The organism is Acinetobacter sp. ANC5681, assembly GCF_023488045.1.
In the GTDB taxonomy this organism is placed as follows: Bacteria; Pseudomonadota; Gammaproteobacteria; order Pseudomonadales; family Moraxellaceae; genus Acinetobacter.
In genome coordinates, this window is sequence record NZ_JAMFKZ010000017.1 from 42,096 (window position 1) to 68,116 (window position 26,021).

Sequence of the window (26,021 nt, forward strand, 5' to 3'; positions counted from 1 at the left end):
TTTTAGTTTGATCATTTAGTACATACGAAAAACTCTTTATGTTTCATAATTTGACATTACTCCATGTAAAGCAGGCTGACAATTGATAAATGAATTTCGTTATAAATTTATAAGTATAAGAATTGTAAAAAATTTACTATTGAATTGAGATCGATGTATCGCAAAAAGTGAGCAACTGACAAATAAAAAGAAACCACTCTTTTAGAGTGGTTTCTTTTCAACATTGTTAAATCTAAAAATTAGATTTTACCAACGAGGTCGATCGATGGAGCAAGAGTCGCTTCACCTTCTTTCCATTTAGCTGGGCAAACTTCGCCTGGGTGGCTTGCTACGAATTGAGCAGCTTTAAGCTTACGTAAAGTTTCTGAAACATCACGTGCAATTGCATTGTCATGAATTTCAGCAGTTTTAATTACGCCTTCTGGGTTGATGATGAACGTACCACGTAAAGCTAAACCAGCTTCTTCGATATGCACATCAAAAGCACGTGTTAATTGATGTGTAGGATCGCCAACTAATGGAAATTGAGCTTTACCTACAGCAGGAGAAGTTTCGTGCCATACTTTGTGAGAGAAATGAGTATCAGTTGTTACGATATAAACTTCTGCACCAGCTTTTTTGAATTCTTCGTAGTTTTCAGCAGCATCTTCAACTTCAGTAGGACAGTTGAAAGTAAATGCAGCAGGCATAAAAATAAGAACAGACCATTTGCCTTTAAGATCAGCATCAGTGACTTGAATGAATTCACCGTTACGGAATGCATCAGCTTTAAATGGTTTAACTTCAGTATTAATTAAGCTCATCATTGTCTCCATGATTGAGGTTTTATTGAGAGGCTAAAGCCTTATTTGTTTACGAGGTTAAGAATAAATAATTTTTAGTTATTGGGGAAATAGTATTTTTACATGATTAAAATCGGAAAATTGAATGAATCAATATAAAACGATTTTCACCCTAAGATATAAGCCTATTTGACTCCAATAAGATGAAGCAAATATGACGAATACCTAAAACTAACTTGCATAACAACATGCAGTCGATAGTATTAAAATTCAAGGGTAAAATTGCAAAAATCTAAAAAATATAGAGAAAACCAAGATATACACTTAGATTTTTACCTATGTTTTGCTTGGTTTAAAAATAAGAAAATGTAAAAGTACCCCTGTGTATCAATTGAATAGTGCATGTTTTTGAAAAGAACTAAATGTGGTTGCTTTGCATAGCAACGCTTTAAGGCGTAAAATAGCTGATTAGTTTATTTTCTAGGAAAGCTGTTCAGTGCAGAGTCATTTAAATGTAGATCAATGGGTTATGGCACGTGACCGTCACCGTTTAAATCGACTGCGCAAAGATAAAAAAACAGAAACAGCAGAAATCGAAAAACTGTTTGAACAGTCTAACCACAAAGTCAAACAACGCTTAGCGCGTATTCCCCAAATTAAACTCAATCAAGATTTACCTGTTACTCAGTATGCAGATCGTTTGATTGCCGCAATACAAAAGCATCAAATGATTATTGTGGCGGGTGAAACGGGTTCGGGTAAAACCACACAGTTACCACAAATTGCTATGCTTGCTGGTCGTGGTCTCACTGGGATGATTGGGCATACTCAGCCGCGACGTTTAGCTGCTCGTAGTGTCTCGCAACGTATTGCAGAAGAAGTTGGGCAGAAACTGGGTGAGGCGATTGGCTTTAAAATCCGTTTTAATGAGCAGGGATCGCAAGATTCTATCGTGCGTTTGATGACGGATGGTATTTTGTTGGCTGAGCTGACGAACGACCGCTTCCTTTCAAAATACGACACAATCATTATCGATGAAGCCCATGAGCGTTCACTGAATATCGATTTCATCATGGGTTATCTCAAACAGTTATTACCAAAGCGTCCTGATTTAAAAGTAATCGTGACGTCAGCGACTTTAGATGTAAATCGTTTTAGCCAATACTTCAATGATGCACCGATTTTTGAAGTAGAAGGGCGGAGCTTCCCTGTTGAAGTACGTTATCGTCCAATTTCGGAACTCAGTATTATTGGTAGTGATGATGATGAGTTTGATGATTTTGAAGAGAACTTACCACGTGCTGTTGTACAAGCGGTCGAAGAGTGTTTTGCCGATGCTGAGGCTAAAGGGCATCCAGAACATGCTGATATCTTGATTTTTGCCAGCACTGAGCAAGAAATCCGAGAATTACAGGAAACGCTGCAAAAATATGGTCCTCGGCATACTGAAGTGTTGCCTTTATATGCACGTTTGGCACTCGCCGAGCAGCAAAAGATTTTCAGTCCAAGCGGCAAAGGTCGCCGTATCATTATTGCAACCAACGTTGCTGAAACAGCATTAACCGTTCCTAATATTCGGTATGTGATTGATAGCGGTTTTGCTCGTATTTCACGTTATAACTACCGTTCACGTGTGCAACGCTTACCGATTGAAGCAATTTCACAGGCAGCAGCCAATCAGCGTAAAGGTCGTTGTGGTCGTATTGCTGCGGGTGTGTGTATTCGTCTATACAGTGAAGAAGATTTTTTAAGTCGTCCCGAGTTTACCGAACCAGAGATCAAACGGACGAACTTGGCTTCTGTAATTTTACAAATGCAAAGTCTTGGTTTAGGTAGTTTAGAAGATTTTGACTTTATTGAGCCACCTGATTTTCGTTTGGTGAATGATGGACGCAAGCTCTTGATTGAGTTAGGTGCATTAAGCGAACGTAAGAATGATTTAACTAAAGTCGGTCAAATGATGGCACGCATGCCGATTGATCCACGATTAGCTCGTATGCTGATTGGTGGCGCTCATTTTGGTGTGCTGAAAGAAACATTGATTATTGTCAGTGCTTTGGCAATTCAAGATCCACGAGAACGACCTGCTGATAAACAAATGCAGGCTGATCAGAAGCATGCTTTATTCAAAGAAGCAGATTCAGACTTTTTATTCTATTTAAAACTTTGGAATACGTTGCAAACCAGTCCTGATACGCAGTCTGAAAACAAGCGCCGTCAATTTGCGCGTCAACATTTTTTAAGTTGGTTGCGTTTACGGGAATGGAAGCAAACCCATCAACAATTAGTTGAGTTGGCTGAAGGATTAAAGCTAAGCTTTAATGAAAAGGCAGCCAATTATGAAAATTTACATCGTGCTTTGTTAACAGGTTTACTGTCATTTATCGCCAATAAAACCGATGAACGTAATACCTTTATGGCGGTACGTCAGCAGAAAGCCAAAGTATTTCCTGCCAGTACACTGCATAAGACCAATACTGCTTGGGTGATGGCATTTGAGATGGTGGAAACTTCTCAAGTGTATTTACGAACTTTAGCAAAAATTGATCCTGAATGGATTTTATTAGCTGCACGTGAGCTATTGAAATATCACTATTTCGAACCACATTGGTCGAAAAAAGCAGGCATTGTGAATGCCTATGCGCAAATTTCATTGTTTGGTTTAATTATTGAACCAAAACGTATGGTGAATTTTGAGAAAGTTGATCAAGCCGCGGCACATGAAATCTTTTTACGGGATGCCTTAACGACTGGTAATTTGGGTATTACACCGCCATTTTTAAAACACAACTTACTTAAACTTGAAGAAGTTGAGCGAGTTGAAGATAAACTGCGTCGTCGTGATTTAGTGGTCGATGAAGAAACTATTTATCAATTTTATGCTGAAAAAGTGCCAGAGGAAATTGCTAGCCGCCGTAGTTTTGAAGATTGGCGTGCAACAGTAGAGCCAGATCATCCGCGTTATCTTTTTGTAGAAGATGATGCGTTATGGATGAATGATCGACCAACCACACAGCAATTCCCAGATTATTTACATAATGGACAATTGCGTTTGGCTGCGAGTTATCGTTTTGATCCAAGCCATGATGAAGATGGTGCAACGGTTAAAATTCCTATGCAGGCTTTGCCACAAGTAGATGAAAAACAATGGTCATGGGGGATTCCTGGGTGGCGTCAGGATTTAATTGAGGCTTTGCTCAAGGCGTTGCCTAAAGACAAACGTCGTAATTTAGTCCCGATTCCAGATACTGCGAAAAAACTGATGCAAGGTGTCGATGCAGTACATTTGCGTGAACATCTGTTTAGTTACTTAGCTTTTGCTCTGCGCGGTGAGCAAATTACTGAAAAAGATTTTTCTTTTGAACGTATTGATCAATATCTCGTGCCTTTTATTAAAGTTGTGGATGAAAAAGGCAAACTCATTGCGCAAGGACGTGATTTAGACGAACTCAAAGCGCGTTGTCGTGTCGAAACTCATCGTCCTGTGAAGCAGCAAAAGGGTGAGTTCCAGACTTTTCCTGAAAATTTTGTATTTGAAGCGTCTCAAAAAGTCACGGGAGTGGTCGTAAAGCAATATCAGGCTTTGGTTCCAAGTAAAGTTTTTGCTGAACTTGATGTTAAAGATGAGTCGGGTGTGGTGATTCAAACCTTTAATGATCAGGATGAAGCAATTAAGCAACATCGTGAAGGCGTGATTCGTCTTTTACACATGCAATTGGGGGATTTAATTCGTCAATTGAAAAAACAGATTTCCAAACCATTAGCTTTGGCATATTCGCCTTTAGGTGATCGGGCGAAGTTGGAACAAATGCTGGTTTATGCAACCTTACAAGTTTCAATAAAAACCTTGCCTAAAGATACAGCGGAATTTAATCAGCTAATTGCTGATGTAAAAAAGCAATTCTTGGCAGATGGTCAAAAAGTTTTAATTGATATTACTGATATTTTTACTCAATGGCAGCAAATTCGTCGCGAGTTATTGGTTTTAGATCAGGATATCTTTGGTCGAAGTGTGGATGACATAGAAGACCAACTTGATTTAATGTCGTTGGCGAACTTTGTCTACAGTAAACCTGTTGAGATTTGGCAGGAATACCCACGGTTTTTAAAAGCATTGCTATTGCGTTTGGATCGTTTGCCAAATAATCTACAACGTGACCTCGCTGCAATTGACGATGTTGATCCATGGATGGACAAAGTATTTAAATTTAAAAATGATCCTAAAATCAAAGAATTGTATTTGATGTTGGAAGAACTTAGAATTTCCTTGTTTTCTCAACCGATGAAAACAAAGATGCCAATTTCACCAACTAGATTGCAAAAACTATGGGATCGATTAGCAATCGGTTAAACTGAGCAATAATGAAAGTTAGAAGCATTCTTTACAGGAGTTTTACATGGGCATTCGTATAACAGGTACAGGGTTATTTCACCCAACCGAATCTATTTCTAATCAAGAGTTGGTTGAAAGTTTAAATGCTTATGTAGAACAATTTAATCAAGAAAATGCTGACAAAATTGCAGCAGGTGAGATCGAAGCATTGCGTGGTTCAAGCCCAGAATTTATTGAAAAAGCTTCTGGTATCCAACGCCGTTATGTGGTCGAAAAATCTGGTATTCTTGACCCAAAACGCTTACGTCCACGTTTACAAGAGCGTAGCAATGATGAACTTTCACTTCAAGCGGAGTGGGGCGTCATTGCTGCAAAACAAGCGATGGAAAATGCAGGTGTTACCGCAGAAGACATCGATGTTGTGATCTTAGCTTGTTCAAATATGCAACGTGCCTATCCAGCGGTTGCAATTGAAATTCAGTCAGCTTTGGGTATCCAAGGTTATGCTTATGACATGAATGTGGCTTGTTCTGCTGCAACATTTGGTTTGAAGCAAGCCTATGATGCAGTGAAATGTGGCGCACGCCGTGTATTATTACTCAATGTTGAAATTACCTCAGGTCATTTAGACTACCGTACCCGTGATGCACATTTCATTTTCGGTGATGTTGCAACGGCTTCAATTATCGAAGAAACTGAAACCAAATCAGGTTATGAAATCTTAGATATTCATTTGTTTACCCAATTTTCAAATAACATCCGCAATAACTTTGGTTTCTTAAACCGTAGTGAAGATGCGGTTGTTGATGACAAATTGTTCCGTCAAGATGGGCGCAAAGTGTTTAAAGAAGTTTGTCCACTTGTCGCAAAAATCATTACAGCACAGTTGGAAAAATTACAATTAACACCTGAACAAGTTAAACGCTTCTGGTTGCATCAAGCGAATGCTAATATGAATGAGTTAATTTTAAAACTCGTTGTTGGTAAGGATGCTGATTTAGATCGTGCACCAATTATTTTGGATGAGTTTGCTAACACTTCTTCTGCGGGCGTAATTATTGCAATGCACCGTACAGGCGAGCAGGTAAATAATGGTGAATATGCTGTAATTTCATCATTTGGCGCAGGATATTCGGTTGGTTCGATTATCGTACAAAAACATATTGCTTAAATTTTATAGGCAAAAATAAAAAACCGCATCAATGATGCGGTTTTTTTGATTTCAGCTTATTTAAGTAAGATCGCTAGGTCGATGACTTGTGGAGTGGTGTTACCACCAATAGTTGAAGCTGCTAAATTTGGTGTTCCATCTACACTGATAGCTAAACGTGCTCTAGGTGTTGTAATTGTTGTATCGCTATTTAAGTCGACTCGATAAAGTACAGATGGTCCAGTTTCACCTGCCACAGTCGCTAAAGCTAAGCCATTGTCACCACCAGCAATATCAAAGCCATTGTCTATACCTAAGTTGATTCCTAAATTACCGATCAGGTTTAATGTACCTTCGTTTGGTGGATTCTGTTTAGTGAGAGTTTTGCCTGTTTGATCAAGATCAAATAGTTCAGTAGCTAACATCGCAATAGGTGTTGCGAAACTATTGGTATATGCAGCTGCCGTAACTTTAGCCTCAGAAATTCCGTTAATATCGCCATCTTTTGTAGTATCACCAGTATCGACGTTAATTCTTAGATTTTGTCCAGAATCACTGATGACTCTTAGTCTGTCTGCAGTAGGGTTAAAGTCAACGGCAAAACTTGTTCCATCTAATGTTGTGAAACTACTACCCGTCGCAGGTTTGAGTGAGGTAATCAGGTTAGCCATTCCCGTATCTGTATTTATAGTATACAAGTTTGCTTTATTGGTAAGACCATAAAGTTTTCCAGAATTGGTCGTAGTGGTTCTGAGTCTGTAATCAATTCCAATAAATTTCTCATCAACGAGTAAACCTGTGATGGTTTTTTCCATAACCGCATTTGGATTATTCAAAGCAAAGTTCAATAATTTATTATTGGCCGTCAATCCATAAGCTTGAGCGGTGGCATCACTTGCTCTTTTTAATGCGATACCGCGAATTCCCATGCTATTAAAGTTACTATTTAGGTCACCAGATGCAAAAATGGCATCATTGCTTGTTCCTACGTTTGCTAGATTAAGTTGAAAGAATTTATAACCACCAGTATTGAGTTTTAGCGCTGCGAAGCCGACGTTACTCACAGGATCGATGTCAAATCCACCACCGCCATTAATGTTTATATCTGCTCCCAACGCAGCTGAAACACCCAATGTTCCAGCATTCGCATTTTGGATATAAATTCGATCACTATTTTGATCAATACTATAGAGTTTGGTTGATCCAGTTCCTGCAAATGCATTGGTATATGCACCAGCGACAATGGTAGGGTTGCTTTCTGTCAAATTGATAGCGCCATCAGTAATCGTTGCGCCAGTATCAACATTAATTCGAAGGTTTTGTCCCGTATTTGTTATAACCCTCAAACGATCTGCAACTGGATTGAAGTTCACAGTAATAAGATTCGCATCCCCTAAAATCTTAGTAAATGCTGCATTTCCATCAGTCGTATCAGTAGGGTCAGCCATTAATTTTTTTATAAAAGTGGCTGAACCAGTTGCAGGATTCAAAGTGTAGATATTACCTAATAATCCCACCGCATAAAGTTTCCCATCTTTCGGGCGATAATCGATTCCAACGAGTTCATCATCTGTTTGTAGACCTGTAATTTTAAGATTTGACACGATTTTATTTGGCATCATTCGGTCTATTGAACTGATCATACCGTTGTTTGTTAAGATTAATGTGTCACCTGTATTAGTATTTGTAGTTTCTGTATCGTTGTTAGAATCATTATTACAACCCAATAATATTAGGCTACCCAGAGTTGCTGCGGTCAAAGTTAATGCTCGTTTATTCATAGTCGTTTATCCTGATACATATTTTGGTTATAAGAAGCTTTTGAGAAGGATTCCCTGTTATTTATTCACTCTGAGCTTCTTGTTATTGGATTGCTGTAATGAGGGGTCTAGCCTTAGAAAAAGATTTCGACTTTTATTTTTAAATGAATAATTTAAAAATCTTATATTTACTTTTGTTAGATTAAGTGGGGCAAGCTTGAAAGTAAACTAGTGTTTTTAAGTGATTTTTTCGTATTTGAGTTTTGAGTTGTAATTATTCACACCAACTTCACGGCAGCTAAGAAACTCTAAATTATTAAAGTAATTGTTATGAAAAAAATATAATCTTTAAAACTCAAAAATAAAAAATCGAGAGAATTTTAAAACTCTCTCGATTTCGATATATTTATTGCTTACGCTTCGACAGTTTGTACTGTGATTTTTTTTGCAGGATCGACTTTACGTCGTACTGCTGGAACAGGTTCGCCGTGATATTGACGATCTGCGAAATAGCTCGAACGAACCATTGGCGCTGACCAAATATTTCTAAAACCTAATTTACGACCATGTTCAGCATAACGCTCAAACTCTTCTGGTGTAACAAAACGATCAATCGGTGCATGCTGTTTAGAAGGTTGTAGATATTGACCAATAGTCACGTAATCTACGTCGTGCGCACGAAGATCATCGAGTAAAGCAATCACTTCCTCTTCTGTTTCACCAATCCCCACCATCAAACCACATTTCGTTGGTACGTCAGGACAGTATTCTTTAAACATTTTTAAAAGATTTAAAGAATGTTGATAGTCAGAACCTGGACGCATTGCTTTGTATAAGCGAGGAACAGTCTCGATATTATGATTGAAAACATCGGGTGGACATTCGGTCATGATGCGTAAGGCAATATCCATACGCCCACGGAAATCTGGAACTAAAATTTCTAATAAAGTTTTTGGACTGAGTGCGCGAGCTTCTTTAATACAATCCACAAAGTGTTGAGCACCACCATCTAATAGATCATCACGGTCTACAGAAGTAATCACTGCATACTTAAGACCTAAGTTAGAAATGGTTTCAGCCATGTGGCGTGGTTCATCAGGGTCTAATGCATTTGGCCGACCATGCGCCACGTCACAAAACGGGCAACGGCGAGTACAAATATCACCCATGATCATAAAAGTAGCAGTGCCACCACCAAAACACTCAGGGAGGTTAGGGCAGGCAGCTTCTTCACAAACAGTATGGAGTTTTTGCGAACGTAGAGTTGTTTTTATACGCTGAACCTCTTCAGGTGCAGTCATTTTGACGCGAATCCAGTCTGGTTTACGAGGCACTTCAACCGTAGGTATAACTTTTACAGGAATTCTTGCGACTTTTTCTGCGCCACGAAGTTTTATGCCCTGTTCAGGTTTACGGTGTTCAGACATATTATTTTCTACAACCTATTGCTTGAGATATTCGATTATTATAGTCAAATTTATTGGTTTATAGGATGAATTAGGTATTCATTTTGAAAATGTGAATATATAAAAATATATGGTTGAGAAATACATCAAGCCATAGCATATTAGTTATCATATATATAGAAGTAAATAGCGAAGAGACAAAGGAGCTTTGAATGCCACGTAAGAAAGAGGTCGTAGGTGGGAATGTTGTAAAATTTGATGCAGTAATTCTCGGTTCTGGCCCAGCTGGTGAAGGCGCGGCAATGAAGCTAGCTAAAGCAGGTAGACGTGTAGCGATCGTTGATATACGTGATCAACTTGGTGGTAATTGTGCTCACGTAGGAACAATTCCGAGTAAAGCATTACGTCAAACAGTATCAAGTATTATTCGATATCAACGTGACCCAATGTTTCAAAAGGTCGGTGAGTGGAAACAATTCACCATGAAACAAGTGCTACGTAATGCACATAAGGTAATTCAACAGCAAGTTGATACGCATACACGTTTCTATGATCGCAACAAAATTGATGTGTTTCATGGACGTGCTTATATCCAAGATAAAAATACGGTTTTGATTTTTGGTCAGGACGGAATCAAAGATACGATCATTTGTAAGCAAATCGTGATTGCAACAGGTAGTCGTCCTTATCAACCACAAGGTTTAGATTTCAATCATCCGCGTGTATTTGATTCAGATAAAATTCTTGATTTGGATTATTCAATTCAAAAAATCATTATTTATGGTGCTGGTGTGATCGGTTGCGAATATGCCTCGATTTTCATTGGTTTAGACCATAAAGTTGATTTGATCAATACTCAACAAAAGCTTTTAAGCTACCTTGATGATGAAATCGCAGATGCATTGTCATATCACTTACGTGAGCAAGGCGTATTGATTCGACATAATGAGCAAATTGACCGCTTAGAAACCTTTGATGATCATGTGGTTTTACATTTGCTGAGCGGCAAGAAAATCAAAGCTGATGCCATCTTATGGTGCAACGGTCGTTCTGGTAATACAGATGGTCTTGGTTTGGAAAATGTCGGTCTAACACCGAATAACCGTGGTCAGCTGATGGTCAATGATCAATACCAAACTGAAGTTGATAACATCTATGCTGCAGGGGATGTGATTGGTTGGCCATCACTTGCATCGGCTGCTTATGACCAAGGGCGTTGTGCAGGTGCAAATATGGTTGGTGAGAAAAATGTTAAGCCAATTAAAGATGTACCAACAGGTATTTATACAATCCCAGAAATTTCTTCAATTGGTAAGAACGAGCAGCAATTAACTGAAGAAAAAGTACCTTATGAAGTAGGTCAGGCTTCATTCCGTCATCTAGCTCGTGCCCAAATTACGGGTGATACTGTCGGTGAATTAAAAATCTTGTTCCATCGCGATACTTTAGAAGTACTAGGTATTCACTGCTTTGGTAATAATGCGGCAGAGATTATTCACATTGGGCAAGTGGTGATGCATAGTCCAAACAATACGTTGAAGTACTTCGTTGAAACGACATTCAACTATCCAACGATGGCAGAAGCATATCGTGTAGCAGCTTTGAATGGTATGAATCGTTTATTTTAAATGGCGATGGATTTAGTTCGATAAGCAACAAAATGCCAATCAACTTGATTGGCATTTTGTTATCTGGATTTGGTTAGGAAATTTGCGATGAAAACTAAAATAAATAATCTAATTCTTGTAGTAATCATTTTGTTGTTTGCAGCTTATTTGAGTTTCGATTTTAAAGAAAAGCAAAATACTAGAATTACTAGCAGCACCACACAAACTTCAGTTTCAGATACTAATATTTCTGTTGATGATCAAAACAAGATCATGCAGGCTTATCAACAGCAAAGAAGCAATATTCAAGTTCAAGCGCAGGGTATTGTGAAAGCAGTTTTACCAGATGACAATCAAGGTTCAAAACATCAGAAAATTATTCTTAAACTTGAGAATGGTTTAACGGTTTTGATTGCACATAATATTGATTTAGCCCCAAGAATAGACGAGCTTAAAAAAGGTGATCAACTTGAGTTTTTTGGTGAATATGAATATAACCCAAAAGGCGGTGTGATTCATTGGACCCATCATGATCCACAAAGAAAACATATTGACGGATGGTTAAAATATAAAGGGAAAATATATCAATGATATTTTCCCTTTATCACTTATTCTATTTGCATGTTCTCAATCAGCTTGTAAGCGCTAATTTCTGACGAGATTTCCATTTAGGTAGGACTTTAGCTAAATAAGCGTCCATGCACCATACAGGGCCAATGAGGAGGAATTGTAAGTCTTTAAAGAAAGAAGGCTTTTTCCCTTCAACTTTGTGACCATAAAATTGGCCAATCCAAGCAATCACAAAGACACCAATATAGAATCCTACGCCTACAGGTAAAATAATAATGAGCCATGCCATAACGGCTAACAGTGCAGCCATTGCAACAGCCAAAACAATATCTAAGCGAGCATAAAATACTAAAGTGAGTACAAGAAGCAAAGCGGTGAGTAGGGTGCTAAAATGAGCCAAAATACCAATAATTGAAAAAAGAATAGCTGGGACACAAACCCAATGAATTTTTTTATTGGTTTGATTTTGATGGCTGTCACTATACTCATCAAACCACGTATCAATTGACTTCATGTTAATTCCTTTACTCTATTCATTTTTATTTGCTCAATATAACGAATTAAATAAAAAGGGTCAAAATCATTCGCGGATATGATGTTGCTCCAAAAAATAACTGTAATTTCTAAATTCTTTAGTCTCATAATAAAAAAAGCCACACTAGGTGGCTTTTTTTGGAGAGTGTAAAACTAAGTTATTAAGAACTTGGCCCATCAACTCGTTCGATGCTCACATTACTAGTACCAGAACCAGACATACCAAGTTGCTTTGCAGCACCATAAGATAAATCTAGTACTCGGTTACCATGGAATGGACCACGATCATTTACTTTTACTACAACACTCTTGCCGTTGTCTTTATTTGTTACACGGATATAACAGTTTAAAGGAAGGCTACGGTGAGCTGCAGTTAATCCATTCATATCGAATGTTTCACCGCTTGCTGTTTTACGACCATGAAACTGACGTCCATACCAAGATGCAACGCCACTTTGGCTGAATTTACGAACTGTGTTCGAAGCAACAGTATTCAGTTTTTCAATCACTGAAGGCTCGTCTTCAGGAATATCGATTTTTGCAGCAATCGTTTGGCGACGGATTTGGTCACCTGAACGCTCAGTGATTGAAAGACTATTAACGTTTGAAAAACGTGAATTAAAATTTTGAGAATCTTTGCTTAGTACGCGGGCAGCTAAATTAGAACCATCCACATCATTATTCATTGATGTCGATTGTACCATTTCCGCATGTAACGGGCTTAAACTTAAGCCTGCTGTCAGCGCTAGAATATATTTTAGCGAAAACTGCATTGTATAAACTCCTAGAGAACATGCTTTTCTATTTCAAAAACAACTTTGAAACATAGTGCACATGTCTAATTATTCACTTTTGCAATTACTTTACTTGAGTGGATAATATTCATCGCTTACAAAGTGTGTCTAGTCTTTAACGATAAATAGTTACAAAAAGGGCAAAAACTTACAGTTTGTGGTTAAAAAATAATCAATTTTGTAACAAAATATATTTTTTGCTGAATATGTGATCTTTTTGCTTTATTTTTTTATTGACTTTTCAGAATGTTATAAAAAAGCTAGTCTATCGACTAGCTACTTCGGTGCCCAATAACCATACTGCTGTTGCATACATACGACTTTTATTATAAGTCGTAATCACTTGGAAATTTGGATAAGTAATATAGTAAATTGGACCAAATTGGTCTTGTAATTGAATGACATTGACCAAGTCTAAATCATCAATTTTTACCAAAGGGTCAACAGGGGAAACCCCTAGTCTTTTCAATTCTCCATAGGGAATAGGTTGGGTTAAATCCTTGGAAATAATACTATCTGGGTTGTTGCCTAAGTAACGGGCTGGAAACCCAATTGGTCGATCGCGCTGCCAACCATGTTGAGCTAAATAGTTAGCAATAGAGCCAATAGCATCTGTTGCTGAATTTCTTAAATCAATGTGACCATTTCCATCATAATCTACGCCCAACTTTTGAATATTGCTTGGCATGAATTGCGGATAACCAATAGCACCTGCATATGAACCCACGATACTATTTGTTGGATAACCTTCTTTGTACGTCCAAGCGATCAAGGCGGCTAATTCTTCACTAAAATAGTCTGCTCGACGAGGATAACCGAAAGCGAGTGTCGCAAGCGCATCTCTAGTGACGAAAGAGCCCTTATTCGCACCATAACCTGTTTCTACACCTAAAATGCCCAGAATGACTGTTTTAGGTACGCCAAACTGCTGTTCAGCACGATTCAACGCATCTTGATATTGATTTTTAAAGTTTGCCCCGCGTTGAATAGTGCCATCAACAAGAAACATTGAACGATATTCATACCAAGGTTTACTTTCGCCTGGGCGAGTCATGATATTGAGAATATTAGGTAAATCCTTAGCGCCACTCATGGCTGCATCAATTTGTTCACTCGTTAAATTATAAGTTGACATTGCTTTCTGCTTAAAAGCAAAGTAATTCGGATGTGTATAAAATTCATTTGCTTGAGCCCAATTACTGCTGACAAATAAACTGGCACTCAAACCAAGCAATTTAAAAGTTTTATTTAAATTAGGAAGAAACATATGTTTATAAAATTCCTCATTATCGATGTGTATGAATAGACATAACCAGTCCAAAAGTAGACATCAGGGTAATAATTGCCGTCCCACCATAACTCATGAAGGGTAAAGGCACACCAACTACGGGTAAAATACCACTGACCATACCTGCATTTACAAATACATAAACAAAAAATGACAAACCAAATGCGCCTGCGACCAAGCGACCATAGTTATGGAAGCACTGCAATCCAATTTGGAATGTTCTAAAGATAATTGCACAATAAAGAATAATAAGCAGTGTCACGCCAATTAAGCCAAATTCTTCAGAATAAGCGGCAATAATAAAGTCGGTATGGCCTTCAGGTAAGAAATGTAGATGAGATTGGGTGCCTTCTAAGAACCCTTTACCTGAGAATCCTCCTGAGCCAATCGCAGTTTTAGACTGAATAATGTTCCAACCTGTGCCAAGAGCATCTGCTTCAGGATCTAATAATGTAAGAACACGCTGACGTTGATAATCATGTAGTAAAAATTCCCAAGCAATTGGAATAATAATTGCGGCTAGACCTGCTGCTGCAGCGATGAGTCGCCAAGATAAACCACTTAAAAATAGTACGAAAATACCACTGGCCAGAACCAGTAGTGATGTACCTAAGTCAGGCTGTTCTGCAATAAGTAGAAAAGGTACGACAATCAACATCAATGACAGTACAACTTGTGAAAGGCTCGGAGGTAATGCTTTTCGTGATAGAAACCAAGCAATCATCATTGGCATACCAATCTTCATAAATTCACTGGGTTGCACACTGCCGAAGCCAGGGATATCAATCCAACGTTGTGCTCCCATACGGACTTCGCCAAAAATGACGACTGCCACTAAGGAAAGTACACCAAACACATAAAAATAAGGTGAAAATGCCTGATATACCTTTGGGGGGATTTGAGCCAAACTAAACATAACAATAAAGCCAATCCCAAAGCTCATTGCTTGCTTACTGACTAGTCCGACATCTTGCGCAGAAGCACTATATAATACTGTGAGTCCAAGTAAGGCATTTAAAACCAAAAAAGAACAAAGCCAAGGGTCGATATGCAATTGTTGCCAACGAGAGGGCTGTGCAGCTGTACTTAAGCCATCACGAGGTGCTTGACGTAAAAATTTGTATTGTGAGCTTGGGGACATGTGATTCTAAATCAGGTAAATCAAGGCTTCGCGAATGCTAACATAAATGCGGATTTAGAGCGTGCAAATTTAGAAAATGTGAGATCTATAAGTATCCAGTTTATAATTGAAATGATCATCTGTTATCTATGGATTATATTAAATAATTATTATAAATCAATGTTATATATTAAATGTTATATTGCATGCGCCTAATAAAAAGCGATGGTTCCATGACCATCGCTTTTGCATCATTTGGAGAATTACTTTTGAACCAATAACTGATCAAAATGTTTTGCAAATACTTCAAGTTCACCTTGGCTTAAACCTGGAATGAGCTTATTGATCACAATGTGAACGGCTGTTTCGACACCACTGGTTGCAACGCTCGCAACACCACGTTTCATCATGCCCAGACCCAGCGTTTTGTTAAATTCGGTCATGAAGTGGTGAATCAATGCATCAGCAAAAGTTTTAAATTGCTGGGTTAATGCATCACGTTGTGCCTTGCCATTTCCAGCAGCGACTTCTGCAAAGCTTTTTTTCATGTCAGTGACCAGCGTATCAGGCAGAACCGTACCAAGACGTTGTTGACCCTCATTGTCAGTAAACAGGCTTTTTTCCATAAACGACAACGATTCAAGAACCTGCTCGTTTGGTGCCTTGCCTAATAACTGTTTAAGTAAAGTCTCAACAATGCCACGAATTTTGGTGGCAAGCTTCTCGGTAGTGTCACGCTTATCACTTGGCGGAAATTGTTGAACCAGCTTAATCAGCATGTTGTCTAGTAATTCATCCGACAATTGTAAAGAGATTTTGTCACGTAAAGGGTATTGTGGTTCTTTACTGTTACGGCTAGCCTGTGCAAGTTGAATATCCTGACTCAAACCTGCTGATGGAAGAATACCGAAATAACTGGTCATTGAAACATTTCCTCTATATCAAATTTATTCGTTTTATTGTCTCGCCAAGCGAATTGGCTCGGGCATCCATGACAAGTCTGATACACGGCATGGGTTAATATCCAAGCCTCCACGGCGTGTATAGGTTGCATAGACCATCAACTTTTCAGGTTGAAGCAATTGCCAAATATCAGCAAATATTTGCTCGACACATTGCTCATGGAAACCATTGTGCTGACGGTACGAGATAATATAGGCTAATATGCTGCGATAACAAGGTTTTTTACCTTGAAAACGAATAAAAATCGTACCCCAATCTGGTTGTCCTGTGACTGGACAATTACTTCTTAAAAGATGAGAGTAAAGTTCAATTTCAACACTTTCTTGGGTCGCAGGATCTAACCTTAATAGAGTTGAATCTGGATGCTCAGATAGACGCTCAGGGATGAGATCATCAATACAAATCCCCTGCGGTTTAGAAATTTCTAAATCATCAACTTGGAATAATTGTAGTTCAACTTTTCCACCCGCCGCATTGGATAAGTCACGTTCAACCGTTTCGACAAAAGCTTGTTGAGACTCAAACTGCGTAAAGTTCATGCTATTGAAATAAAGTTTAAGTGACTTTGATTCAATTAAGTTGGGAGAGTTGGCGGGTAAGGTTAAACGACCAATCGCCACTTGTGGTAAACCAAGATGATTCAGCCATGAAATTTCAAATACATGCCACCAATCTTTACCTTGTGTAATGCCTTCAACATGCAAATACTGTTGACGAGACTCAGCACGGGAAATTGGAAATAAAACCTCTGGCTGATATTGAGTAGGGTATTGGGTGTCTTTACCCAATAAAGAATGTTCAACACTCATTCACGCATTCCTGAACCACGAGCTAATAAATGATAAGCAACTGCATAGAGCGCAACACAGCATAGGGTAACGATACTTAGTGAGAACGTTACATTGACGTCACTGTGCCCTAAAATGCCAAAACGGAAAGCATTGACCATATATACAATTGGATTGACTAAAGATAAATTTTGCCAAAATGGGCTAAGCGCACTAATCGCATAAAAGACACCACCTAAATAGGTAAGTGGAGTCAATACAAAAGTCGGGATAATAGAGATATCATCAAATGACTTCGCATAAACCGCATTGATGAAACCACCAAGCGAGAATAATAGTGAAGTAATAATGACAGTATATATAGTCACGAATAGATTATAAATTTCTAAGTGAGTAAAGAATAAACTCATGATGGTCACAATCAAACCGACCAACACACCACGACATACGCCACCAATCACATAGCCCCAAAGAATCAGGTGTAAGGGCACAGGGCTCATGATCAGTTCTTCAATACTTTTTTGAAATTTGGCACTAAAGAAACTTGATGAAACGTTGGCGTAGCTATTCGTGATCACCGCCATCATAATTAAGCCTGGCACAATAAATTGCATATAGCTAAAGCCGCCCATTTCGCCAATACGAGAGCCAACTAAGTTGCCAAAAATCACAAAATATAGGCTCATGGTAATCGCTGGTGGTAATAAAGTTTGTGGCCATATCCGCATGAAACGGCGAATTTCTTTAACAACCAAAGTCCAAAGTGCTGTTTTTAATTGATTAAAGTTCACTGATTCGCTCCAGCAAGATTCTTCTCGACCATTTTCACGAATAATTCTTCCAAACGATTGGATTTATTGCGCATACTGCTGACTTGAATATTTTGTGATTGCAGGATCAGGAACAGATCATTCATGTTATGCGCCTTGTCCATAGTGACTTCTAATGTCATTGGATCAATTAAATTAAATTTGAAGCCGATGATATCCAGTTGCAAATTTTCAATAGGTTCAGCGAGGTCACAGATGAATGATTCTTCATTGAGTTGATTAAGAAAGCCTTTCATGGTGGTATCTTCTTTAATCACACCACGATCAATAATTGCGATGCGACGACAAAGCATCTCAGCTTCTTCTAAATAATGTGTCGTTAAAATAATTGATGTGCCTTTTTCATTCATTTCAGTGAGAAAATCCCACATTGAACGACGTAACTCAATATCTACACCGGCAGTTGGTTCATCTAATATAAGCAACTTAGGTTCATGCATCATGGCACGTGCAATCATTAAACGACGCTTCATACCACCTGAAAGCATACGTGATTGAATATTACGTTTTTCCCATAAACCGAGTTTTTCTAAATAATATTCAGCACGTTGTTCAGCATGTTTTTTAGGAATGCCGTAATAACCTGCTTGTGTCACTAAAATATCGAAAGTTTTTTCGAATTGACCGAAGTTAAACTCTTGAGGAACAACACCAAGACATTGTTTCGCATGGGATGGATGGGTATCTAAGTTATGCCCAAAGATTTCTACTGTACCCGATGTTTTTTTGGTTAAAGAGCTAATGATACTAATCGTTGTAGATTTACCCGCACCATTAGGACCTAATAATGCATAAAATTCACCTTCAGGTACGGTCAAATCAATACCTTTTAACGCCTGAAAACCATTACGATAAGTTTTGGACAAATCGCTCAACACCAAAGCATCAGTCATGAACGTCTCACGTTGTTAAATAGAACGACTATTTTGAGTGATATGAAAAAATAAACCAAGTAGAAAAATAGGTTTCTGGCGTTTTAGAAATAGAACGATTAATTCGATAATTTTGTAAAATGATCTACTTTTAAATTGTCAAATATTAAATTTTTTATTTATTATCAAAATCTTAGAGTTTTAATTATCGCATCAACTATAGGTACGATTATCAAAATAATCGTAAGCAATAGAGCGTAGCTTTTAAGACTTTTGTTGTTAGCTTAAGACTTAACGATAAATTGATTTTGAAAAGAAGAATTTTTATTAAAAAAGTAATTAAATAAATACAGCTAATTAATAATAGAGAAAAGCCAACGATTTGTTTTGGCATCTTTACGGTAACTTTTTTGAGTAATTTAAGGTTTACCGCAATCTTTACCGCATCAATTACGGTAATAGTTGGGAAAGCATGGGAAGTTATGATAATAAACTTAAATTAAGAGTTCTTATTGTGCAATGCTTTTGATATGAATTGAAAAACGAATTTGGTGCGCTCAGCGGGACTCGAACCCACGCCACAGGCTTCGGAGACCTGTACTCTATCCAGTTGAGCTATGAGCGCATACATGTGTGGCACATCATAGGCAAAAAATACATAGAGGTAAATATAAAGACGTAAGCAATATGATCTATTGTTTATTAAAACAACGATTTTGAAGCTTAATTGCCAAAATATTTAAATCATGTTTGCAAATGCTGTACCGAATAATTAATCAACTTCAACGTTTGATTCAATTGTGTTGGAGGAATTCTTGATTCTTGTAGAAAAGTAATCCATTGCATTTGGCAAGCTTTTAATTGCTGTAAGTTTTTGATTATCTGTATTTTTTGTATTAATGGTCTCGCCATTAAACCACAATAAGTTGTTAAGGTTTGAATCATAACTTGTTGGATTTCAATAAAAGGAAGTTTTTCTAAGGTAATAATTTCTGCTTCAAGATTTTCTGCTGGATTAGATATGTTTTTATTTTGATCTGGTTGAATGTGTGAGATTTTCGTAGAAGTATTATTCTCTTCTGATGTGACTTCTTCTTCAATATGTATGGATTCGGGTTGTTGATGTGCTAATAAGCCCATATCAATCAGTTGTTGAACTAATTCCGTAGGTGCTATTCTTTCTTTATATCCATGATCAAGTTCTTGAAAATCTTCATGATCAATCAAAAGCAATAAACGACGCTGGCGTGGAGTTAAAGCACTATCACGTTGTTGCAGGGCATTTTGCCCGAGTTCAGTTTTGAAAAAATTAGACATTTCTTAATCCCCACAAGCCTAAGATCTAGCATGAGGATTAAGATAAAGTTAAAAAATGACAATAATATTAACAATTTATTAAATATCATTGTCTTGATTGGAATGACTGGAAAATAATTTAAAAAATTTTCTAAGAGGGCTTATCTAACTAATTTTGTTTCCAATGCCTTACGTAAATAGAGATCAAGATCGTCTTGGCGTAAAAGCCATTGGATATAATCCGCTGGAAGATCTTGAATCGCAGTACCTTTGTGTTTACCAAAAGTAATACTCTTCGGAATACGAGCTTCTTCTGAAGCTATATAAAGCTGTTCAATATTTTCAATGTTTAATTGATGAATGATATGCATCAAAATATTAGCTGTTAAAATAATGTCAGCATCAGCTCTATGAGCACCTTTGAGCATTTCTCTAGCTTTATCACTCCCCTTGGAGATCAGATAAATTAAGGCTGAAATATTATGTGCTTCCGCATTTTCCCAAACACGACGTGCAAGTGCTAAAGTGCAAATTGGTTTAATTTTTGATGTATCTACGCCGCACTTTGCAATAGCTGTAATATCGTAATCAACGTTATGACCGATAATATATTGGGTTTGTTCAGGCAGTTGAAACTCACTGTAAAAAGGTTGATCAGCTAGGTCTGATTCTAATATGTGATGCACCGCCATCGCGGCATAAGAGATAGGTTGACCAACTTGATACAGCTGATCAAAAATCTTTTTCTTATCTAAGCTCAGCTTTCCATGCTCAATTTCAATTGGCGCGTAAGCAATTTCTATAGGCAAACCATTTAATGTATGTGTTTCCGTATCTAAAATAATGGCTTGCATAAAGTTGAACCTAATTGGGTAGGATAGTCTCTCAGACTTTTTATCTTACAAGAAATTTAGGATGAGCTGTGCTTAATCATGCTTAGATTGATTGGATTTTAAATAAATTAGTAGTGTATTGCGCAAATAAAAAGCAAATATAAAAGGATATAAAAAATACTTGAAACAATTTTGTAATAGGCGTAATTGTTATGAATGTAGTTGCCTTAGAAAAATAACATCTAAGGACAAAATCAAAAAAGAAGATAGTTAAGGAAAAACTAAATGAAAATTAAACTATTAACGGTTGCAATGCTGAGCACGACTTTGTTTTTGACAGCTTGTGGCGGCGACGATAATGGATCGGCAGTTTTTGTACCTAAACCTGAGATTCCTGAAAATAATATCAAAGACCCTGTTGTTGGAATTCCTAAAAACTATGAACTTAATGGTATGGCTGCAGCGTCATCTGATAGCGTGATAATGACCTATAAAATGTTGGGAGTTAATGATAAAGAAGTATTGGCAACAGCGCTTGTCTTCACACCGCCGGCTTCAATTTTACCACCAGAAAATGGTTGGCCGATAGTCGTTTGGGCACATGGCACAACCGGTGTTGCGGATAAATGTGCCCCAAGTCAACAAGGATTGGGTGGGAATGAAGTTTTATTAAAAGCTTTACTTGAATCTGGATATGTAGTTGTTGCTCCTGACTATGAAGGATTAGGTGAGCCAAGTGAAAAAGATGCTCATCCATTCTTAAATGTTAAAAGTGAAGCTTATTCAATTACTGATGCTGTGGTTGCTGCACGCGCTTATTTAACTAGTTTAAATAAGAAAACAAATGGTCAGTGGATGACAGTAGGGCATTCCCAAGGTGGTCAAGCGGCATTAGGTGCAGCTCAATATGCAAGTCGTGCGAAGCTTGATTATAAAGGAACAGTTGCTGTAGCACCTGCGTCAAATCTAGCTTTAATTTTAGCTGGTGGAGAAAGCGAAGCGAATAAAGAACCTAATCCAATTAAGAAAATAGAAATATTAGCTCCTTTAGATACATTCACTGCCTTAATTACTGCTGGTTTAAGAAATCAGTATCCAAGCTTAAAATTTAGTGATGTCTTTAATTCTCCAACAGATGAAATAGCAGCAACTGCTGAAACTTCTTCAGAAAATTCAGTTTGCTATCAGGCCTTAGGTCAAAATTTAGGTAATGCAATGGGGATTTATTTAGACAAAAATAAGACTCTTGAGGGTTATCCACGTACAAAAACTAACTTTATGTCAATTCCAAGTGTTACAAGTTTTTTAGCCACAGATTCTCAACCTTTGCAGAAGAAAGTGTCGACTCCAATTATTATTTATCAAGGGACATTAGACAAAACAGTACCTAAACCAGTGACTGATTTTTTGGTTAACTCAGCTAAATCTGTAGGAACTGCAATTCCTAGTTCTAATTACAGAGTCGGAGAATGGGATCATACAACAGCATATTCCACAAATATTGGAAAAATTGTCCAAGACGTTAATATCCTTTTACCATCTAACCAAATCCTCAAACAATAAGTAATAACATACAGCTCAACCCTATTTTTCAGGGTTTGAGCTGTGCGATTCTCAATAGAAATATTAAAATTAGATAAAAGGAATTAATTAACTCCAGGAGAATAAAATTATTAGTGGAATGTGAGTAAAATTCACGAATAATTAAATAAATATCAAGCTCTGTAACAGCAAACTTCATGCTATAATTCGCACCAATCTTTAGCACGGCTTAAAAGCCCTAATTTATAGGACCCTCCGCTAATGTTTGCCAATATCTCTATTGCTGAATTTGATCCAGAATTAGCTCAAGCGATCGCTTCTGAAGGCGACCGCCAAGAAGCTCACATCGAGTTAATTGCTTCTGAAAACTATTGCTCACCAGCTGTAATGGAAGCTCAAGGCTCAAAACTTACTAACAAATATGCAGAAGGCTATCCAGGCAAACGCTATTATGGCGGTTGTGAATATGTTGACGTTATCGAGCAACTTGCAATTGACCGTGCAAAAGAGTTGTTTGGTGCAGATTATGCAAACGTACAACCACACGCAGGCTCACAAGCAAACTCAGCAGTTTACTTAGCGCTTCTTAATCCTGGTGATACAGTATTAGGTATGAGCTTGGCTCACGGTGGTCACTTGACTCACGGTGCTAAAGTTAGCTTCTCTGGTAAAACTTATAATGCGATCCAGTACGGTTTAAACCCAGAAACGGGCGAAATTGATTATGAAGAAGTTGAACGTTTGGCTTTAGAGCACAAACCACGCATGATCGTTGCTGGTTTCTCTGCTTATAGCCGTGTTGTTGATTGGCAGCGTTTCCGTGATATCGCAGACAAAGTAGGTGCTTACCTGTTTGTTGATATGGCGCACGTTGCTGGTCTGGTTGCTGCTGGTGTTTACCCTAACCCAGTTCAAATTGCAGATGTGACCACGACAACAACACACAAAACACTGCGTGGTCCACGTTCTGGTTTAATCCTTGCTAAAGCAAACGAAGAAATCGAGAAAAAACTTCAATCTGCTGTTTTCCCTGGTAATCAGGGTGGTCCTTTAATGCACGCAATTGCTGCTAAAGCAATCTGTTTTAAAGAAGCTATGGCACCTGAATATAAAACTTACCAACAGCAAGTTGTTAAGAATGCTCAAGCAATGGCTGAAGTATTCATTGCTCGTGGTTATGATGTTGTATCTGGTGGTACTGATAACCATTTATTCTTATTATCTTTAATTAAACAAGAAGATGTAACGGGTAAAGATGCTGATGCATGGTTAGGCGCTGCTCATATCACAGTAAATAAAAATGCTGTTCCAAATGACCCACGTTCTCCATTCGTGACTTCTGGTATTCGTATTGGTACGCCAGCTGTAACCACTCGTGGTTTTGGTGAAGATGAAGTTCGTGACCTTGCAGGTTGGATCGCCGACATTATCGACAGTAAAGGTAATGAACAAGTGATTGCTGATGTGAAAGCGAAAGTTGAAGCAGTGTGCGCTAAATTCCCTGTTTATGCTGCATAATTTGCTTTGCTAAATAGAATTCTAAACACACCTCAAACTTTGGTTTGGGGTGTTTTTTATGGTGATGATTTATTGGAGCTAGCTAAAAGAATTCAATTTTTCGGCTGAATCTTTTTGTATTGATGTTACTTGAATAATTCAGCATGTGTTCCAGTACGAGTAAAGACGATTTGTGTATCTTGAGGGTGAATTCAAACATGAGGTGCGACAGTTTCAAAAGCCTTATGATAATCAACAAGCTGAGCAAATTTCTCTAATTGTTAAAAACGTAATACTAAAAAGCAAGTTTGGTGCCAGTGTTTTGCCTAAGTCTGTAAATATTGCTTTCTTTTTAGAGATGATAATCGATGATTGATATGCGATTGAGTGATTCACTTATATTGTGTAAGCCTCTAATTACCTAATAAATTTAAGCTATTAAATTTAATTTGCAGTTGATCCTTGCTCTCTATGTGTAAAGGATCAGGTTTAATACAATCAATAGGGCAAACTGCAATACATGTGGGTGATTCGTAGAAGCCGACACATTCAGTGCAACGTTGCGGGTCAATTTCGTAGATTTTTGCACCTTCATAAATCGCTTGATTCGGGCATTCTGGTAAGCACATATCACAGTTGATACATGCTGTGGTAATGAATAGCGCCATATTTAATCTGCCGAATATGCAAGTGCATCAGTTTTTAACTGCGTTTTGGCGTGTGGAAGATGACGGATTAATAAGGCATAAGTAATATCGATATCTGCTGAAAGTGGGATTTCCACAATATGTCCAGAACCTTTTGCATTGTCGATTGGATGACCTTTTAAATCACGCATTTCAGTTAAAGTGAAGACAAGATTACCTTTGGGAGTCATGAGCTCAAGAGTGTCGTCAACTAAAAACCGATTTTTAACTTCGACTCGAACATAATCTCCGTTGCGTTCAATTACCTCACCACAAAACTGTTGATAGTCGAAATGTGATGAACCATCCTCATAATTTTGGTAATCGCTATGCACATGGCGACGTAAAAATCCTTCTGTATAACCACGATTGGCCAGACCTTCAAGTTGATCCATTAGACTTGAGTCAAATGGTTGACCTGATAGCGCATCATCAATTGCTTTACGATAAATTTGAGCTGTTCGAGCACAGTAAAAATAGGATTTTGTTCGTCCTTCAATTTTAAGTGAAGCAATTCCCATATGAGTCAAACGATCAACATGTTGAATGGCACGTAAGTCTTTCGAGTTCATGAAATAAGTACCATGTTCATCTTCTTCAGCCGCAAACATTTCTTCATCATTACGTTGCACTAAAACACTTTGAACTAGATCATCTTCAACTGTATTGGAACAGCATTGTTTGGATGGTTCTATCTGCTGAACAGGAATCATGTCACCATTGGCATCTTCTTGTGCTTTATGAATTTTATATTCCCAACGACAAGCATTGGTACATGCGCCTTGATTAGCATCACGTTTATTCATATATCCAGAAAGTAGGCATCGACCTGAATAGGCCATGCATAGCGCGCCATGTACAAAAACCTCAAGTTCAATTTCTGGTACATTTTTCTGTATTTCTTCAATTTCTTCTAATGCGAGTTCACGAGAAAGAATGACTCGGCTTAAACCATAGTCTTTCCAGAATTTTACAGTTGCCCAATTAATCGCATTGGCTTGTACCGAAAGGTGGATAGGCATGTCAGGGAAATGTTCGCGAACCATCATAATTAAGCCTGGATCCGACATAATTAATGCATCAGGTTGCATCGCAATAATTGGCTCGATGTCACGAATAAAATTTTTAAGTTTGCTGTTATGTGGCTGAATATTAGCAACAACATAGAATTTTTTGCCTAATGCATGTGCTTCATCAATTCCGATTTTTAAATTTTCATGATCAAATTCATTATTACGAACACGGAGACTGTAACGTGGTTGTCCTGCATAAACTGCATCTGCTCCATTGATGTGTGCTGAATTAGCAGGAGACTTTCACTTGGGAGATTCTAGGCAGCTAACCGATAAAAGTCTTCTGCCATTTGATTT

General features: G+C 37.8%; 21 protein-coding genes and 1 tRNA gene. 6 read left to right on the forward strand and 16 right to left on the reverse strand.

Annotation, left to right across the window (positions count from 1 at the left end; all coding sequences use genetic code 11):
• Window positions 1-239: 239 nt before the first annotated feature.
• Entirely contained in the window at window positions 240-803 is a 564-nt protein-coding gene (gene ahpC / locus M5121_RS10785) for an alkyl hydroperoxide reductase subunit C (protein WP_004662563.1), read from the reverse strand.
• 475 nt (window positions 804-1,278) lie between these two features.
• Between ahpC and hrpA the strand changes: the two genes are divergently transcribed.
• Both hrpA and M5121_RS10795 read left to right on the forward strand, forming a co-directional pair.
• A complete protein-coding gene (gene hrpA, locus M5121_RS10790; RefSeq protein WP_249571178.1) occupies window positions 1,279-5,133 on the forward strand; it encodes an ATP-dependent RNA helicase HrpA in 3,855 nt (1,284 codons plus the stop codon).
• 46 nt (window positions 5,134-5,179) lie between these two features.
• A complete protein-coding gene (locus M5121_RS10795; RefSeq protein WP_249571179.1) occupies window positions 5,180-6,286 on the forward strand; it encodes a beta-ketoacyl-ACP synthase III in 1,107 nt (368 codons plus the stop codon).
• A 56-nt stretch (window positions 6,287-6,342) separates the two neighbouring features.
• Here M5121_RS10795 and M5121_RS10800 read toward each other — a convergent pair whose 3' ends face one another.
• Window positions 6,343-8,046 carry a DUF4394 domain-containing protein gene (locus tag M5121_RS10800; RefSeq protein WP_249571180.1) on the reverse strand — a complete coding sequence of 568 codons (1,704 nt, stop codon included), beginning with the start codon at window positions 8,044-8,046 and terminating at the stop codon, window positions 6,343-6,345.
• Between the two features lie 392 nt (window positions 8,047-8,438).
• The gene (gene lipA, locus M5121_RS10805; RefSeq protein WP_004662555.1) at window positions 8,439-9,452 is read right to left on the reverse strand and encodes a lipoyl synthase; all 1,014 of its coding nucleotides are present in this window, start codon (window positions 9,450-9,452) and stop codon (window positions 8,439-8,441) included.
• Window positions 9,453-9,643: 191 nt separating this feature from the next.
• On the opposite strand from lipA, the gene sthA reads away from it, so the two are divergent.
• Both sthA and M5121_RS10815 read left to right on the forward strand, forming a co-directional pair.
• Window positions 9,644-11,059, forward strand: a complete 1,416-nt coding sequence (sthA, locus tag M5121_RS10810) for a Si-specific NAD(P)(+) transhydrogenase (RefSeq protein ID WP_005159656.1) — start codon at window positions 9,644-9,646, stop codon at window positions 11,057-11,059.
• 87 nt (window positions 11,060-11,146) lie between these two features.
• Window positions 11,147-11,629: a DUF3465 domain-containing protein gene (locus tag M5121_RS10815; RefSeq protein WP_249571181.1), complete on the forward strand. Its 483-nt coding sequence runs from the start codon at window positions 11,147-11,149 to the stop codon at window positions 11,627-11,629.
• 40 nt (window positions 11,630-11,669) lie between these two features.
• On the opposite strand, the gene M5121_RS10820 is transcribed toward M5121_RS10815, so the two are convergent.
• The 11 genes from M5121_RS10820 to M5121_RS10870 form a co-directional block, all read right to left on the reverse strand.
• Window positions 11,670-12,122 (reverse strand): Mpo1 family 2-hydroxy fatty acid dioxygenase, encoded by a 453-nt coding sequence (locus M5121_RS10820; protein WP_004662548.1) that lies wholly within the window; start codon window positions 12,120-12,122, stop codon window positions 11,670-11,672.
• Window positions 12,123-12,303: 181 nt separating this feature from the next.
• The gene (locus M5121_RS10825; protein ID WP_005159659.1) at window positions 12,304-12,915 is read right to left on the reverse strand and encodes a septal ring lytic transglycosylase RlpA family protein; all 612 of its coding nucleotides are present in this window, start codon (window positions 12,913-12,915) and stop codon (window positions 12,304-12,306) included.
• A 286-nt stretch (window positions 12,916-13,201) separates the two neighbouring features.
• A complete protein-coding gene (gene mltB, locus M5121_RS10830) occupies window positions 13,202-14,203 on the reverse strand; it encodes a lytic murein transglycosylase B (RefSeq protein WP_249571182.1) in 1,002 nt (333 codons plus the stop codon).
• 19 nt (window positions 14,204-14,222) lie between these two features.
• Window positions 14,223-15,365 carry a rod shape-determining protein RodA gene (gene rodA, locus M5121_RS10835; RefSeq protein ID WP_178882797.1) on the reverse strand — a complete coding sequence of 381 codons (1,143 nt, stop codon included), beginning with the start codon at window positions 15,363-15,365 and terminating at the stop codon, window positions 14,223-14,225.
• A 242-nt stretch (window positions 15,366-15,607) separates the two neighbouring features.
• Complete coding sequence (locus M5121_RS10840; RefSeq protein WP_249571183.1) at window positions 15,608-16,267, reverse strand: hypothetical protein; 660 nt, start codon at window positions 16,265-16,267, stop codon at window positions 15,608-15,610.
• A gap of 33 nt (window positions 16,268-16,300) precedes the next feature.
• A complete protein-coding gene (queF, locus tag M5121_RS10845) occupies window positions 16,301-17,116 on the reverse strand; it encodes an NADPH-dependent 7-cyano-7-deazaguanine reductase QueF (RefSeq protein ID WP_249571184.1) in 816 nt (271 codons plus the stop codon).
• Window positions 17,113-17,886 (reverse strand): ABC transporter permease, encoded by a 774-nt coding sequence (locus M5121_RS10850; protein ID WP_249571185.1) that lies wholly within the window; start codon window positions 17,884-17,886, stop codon window positions 17,113-17,115. Before M5121_RS10850 ends, queF begins: the two co-directional genes overlap by 4 nt.
• A complete protein-coding gene (locus tag M5121_RS10855; RefSeq protein WP_005159668.1) occupies window positions 17,883-18,818 on the reverse strand; it encodes an ABC transporter ATP-binding protein in 936 nt (311 codons plus the stop codon). Before M5121_RS10855 ends, M5121_RS10850 begins: the two co-directional genes overlap by 4 nt.
• A 528-nt stretch (window positions 18,819-19,346) precedes the next feature.
• Window positions 19,347-19,422, reverse strand: a tRNA-Arg gene (locus tag M5121_RS10860).
• A 119-nt stretch (window positions 19,423-19,541) separates the two neighbouring features.
• Window positions 19,542-20,114, reverse strand: coding sequence for a hypothetical protein (locus M5121_RS10865; protein WP_249571186.1), 573 nt, complete (start codon window positions 20,112-20,114; stop codon window positions 19,542-19,544).
• 140 nt (window positions 20,115-20,254) lie between these two features.
• On the reverse strand, window positions 20,255-20,947 hold the full coding sequence (locus tag M5121_RS10870; RefSeq protein WP_249571187.1) for a 3'-5' exonuclease: 693 nt from the start codon (window positions 20,945-20,947) through the stop codon (window positions 20,255-20,257).
• A gap of 264 nt (window positions 20,948-21,211) precedes the next feature.
• Between M5121_RS10870 and M5121_RS10875 the strand changes: the two genes are divergently transcribed.
• Both M5121_RS10875 and glyA read left to right on the forward strand, forming a co-directional pair.
• Complete coding sequence (locus M5121_RS10875) at window positions 21,212-22,489, forward strand: alpha/beta fold hydrolase (protein ID WP_249571188.1); 1,278 nt, start codon at window positions 21,212-21,214, stop codon at window positions 22,487-22,489.
• Between the two features lie 240 nt (window positions 22,490-22,729).
• Entirely contained in the window at window positions 22,730-23,986 is a 1,257-nt protein-coding gene (gene glyA / locus M5121_RS10880) for a serine hydroxymethyltransferase (protein WP_249571189.1), read from the forward strand.
• 392 nt (window positions 23,987-24,378) lie between these two features.
• Here glyA and M5121_RS10885 read toward each other — a convergent pair whose 3' ends face one another.
• Window positions 24,379-24,633 (reverse strand): YfhL family 4Fe-4S dicluster ferredoxin, encoded by a 255-nt coding sequence (locus M5121_RS10885; protein ID WP_087545682.1) that lies wholly within the window; start codon window positions 24,631-24,633, stop codon window positions 24,379-24,381.
• A gap of 2 nt (window positions 24,634-24,635) precedes the next feature.
• Window positions 24,636-25,943, reverse strand: a complete 1,308-nt coding sequence (gene trhP, locus M5121_RS10890; RefSeq protein ID WP_502798281.1) for a prephenate-dependent tRNA uridine(34) hydroxylase TrhP — start codon at window positions 25,941-25,943, stop codon at window positions 24,636-24,638.
• Window positions 25,944-26,021 lie beyond the last annotated feature (78 nt).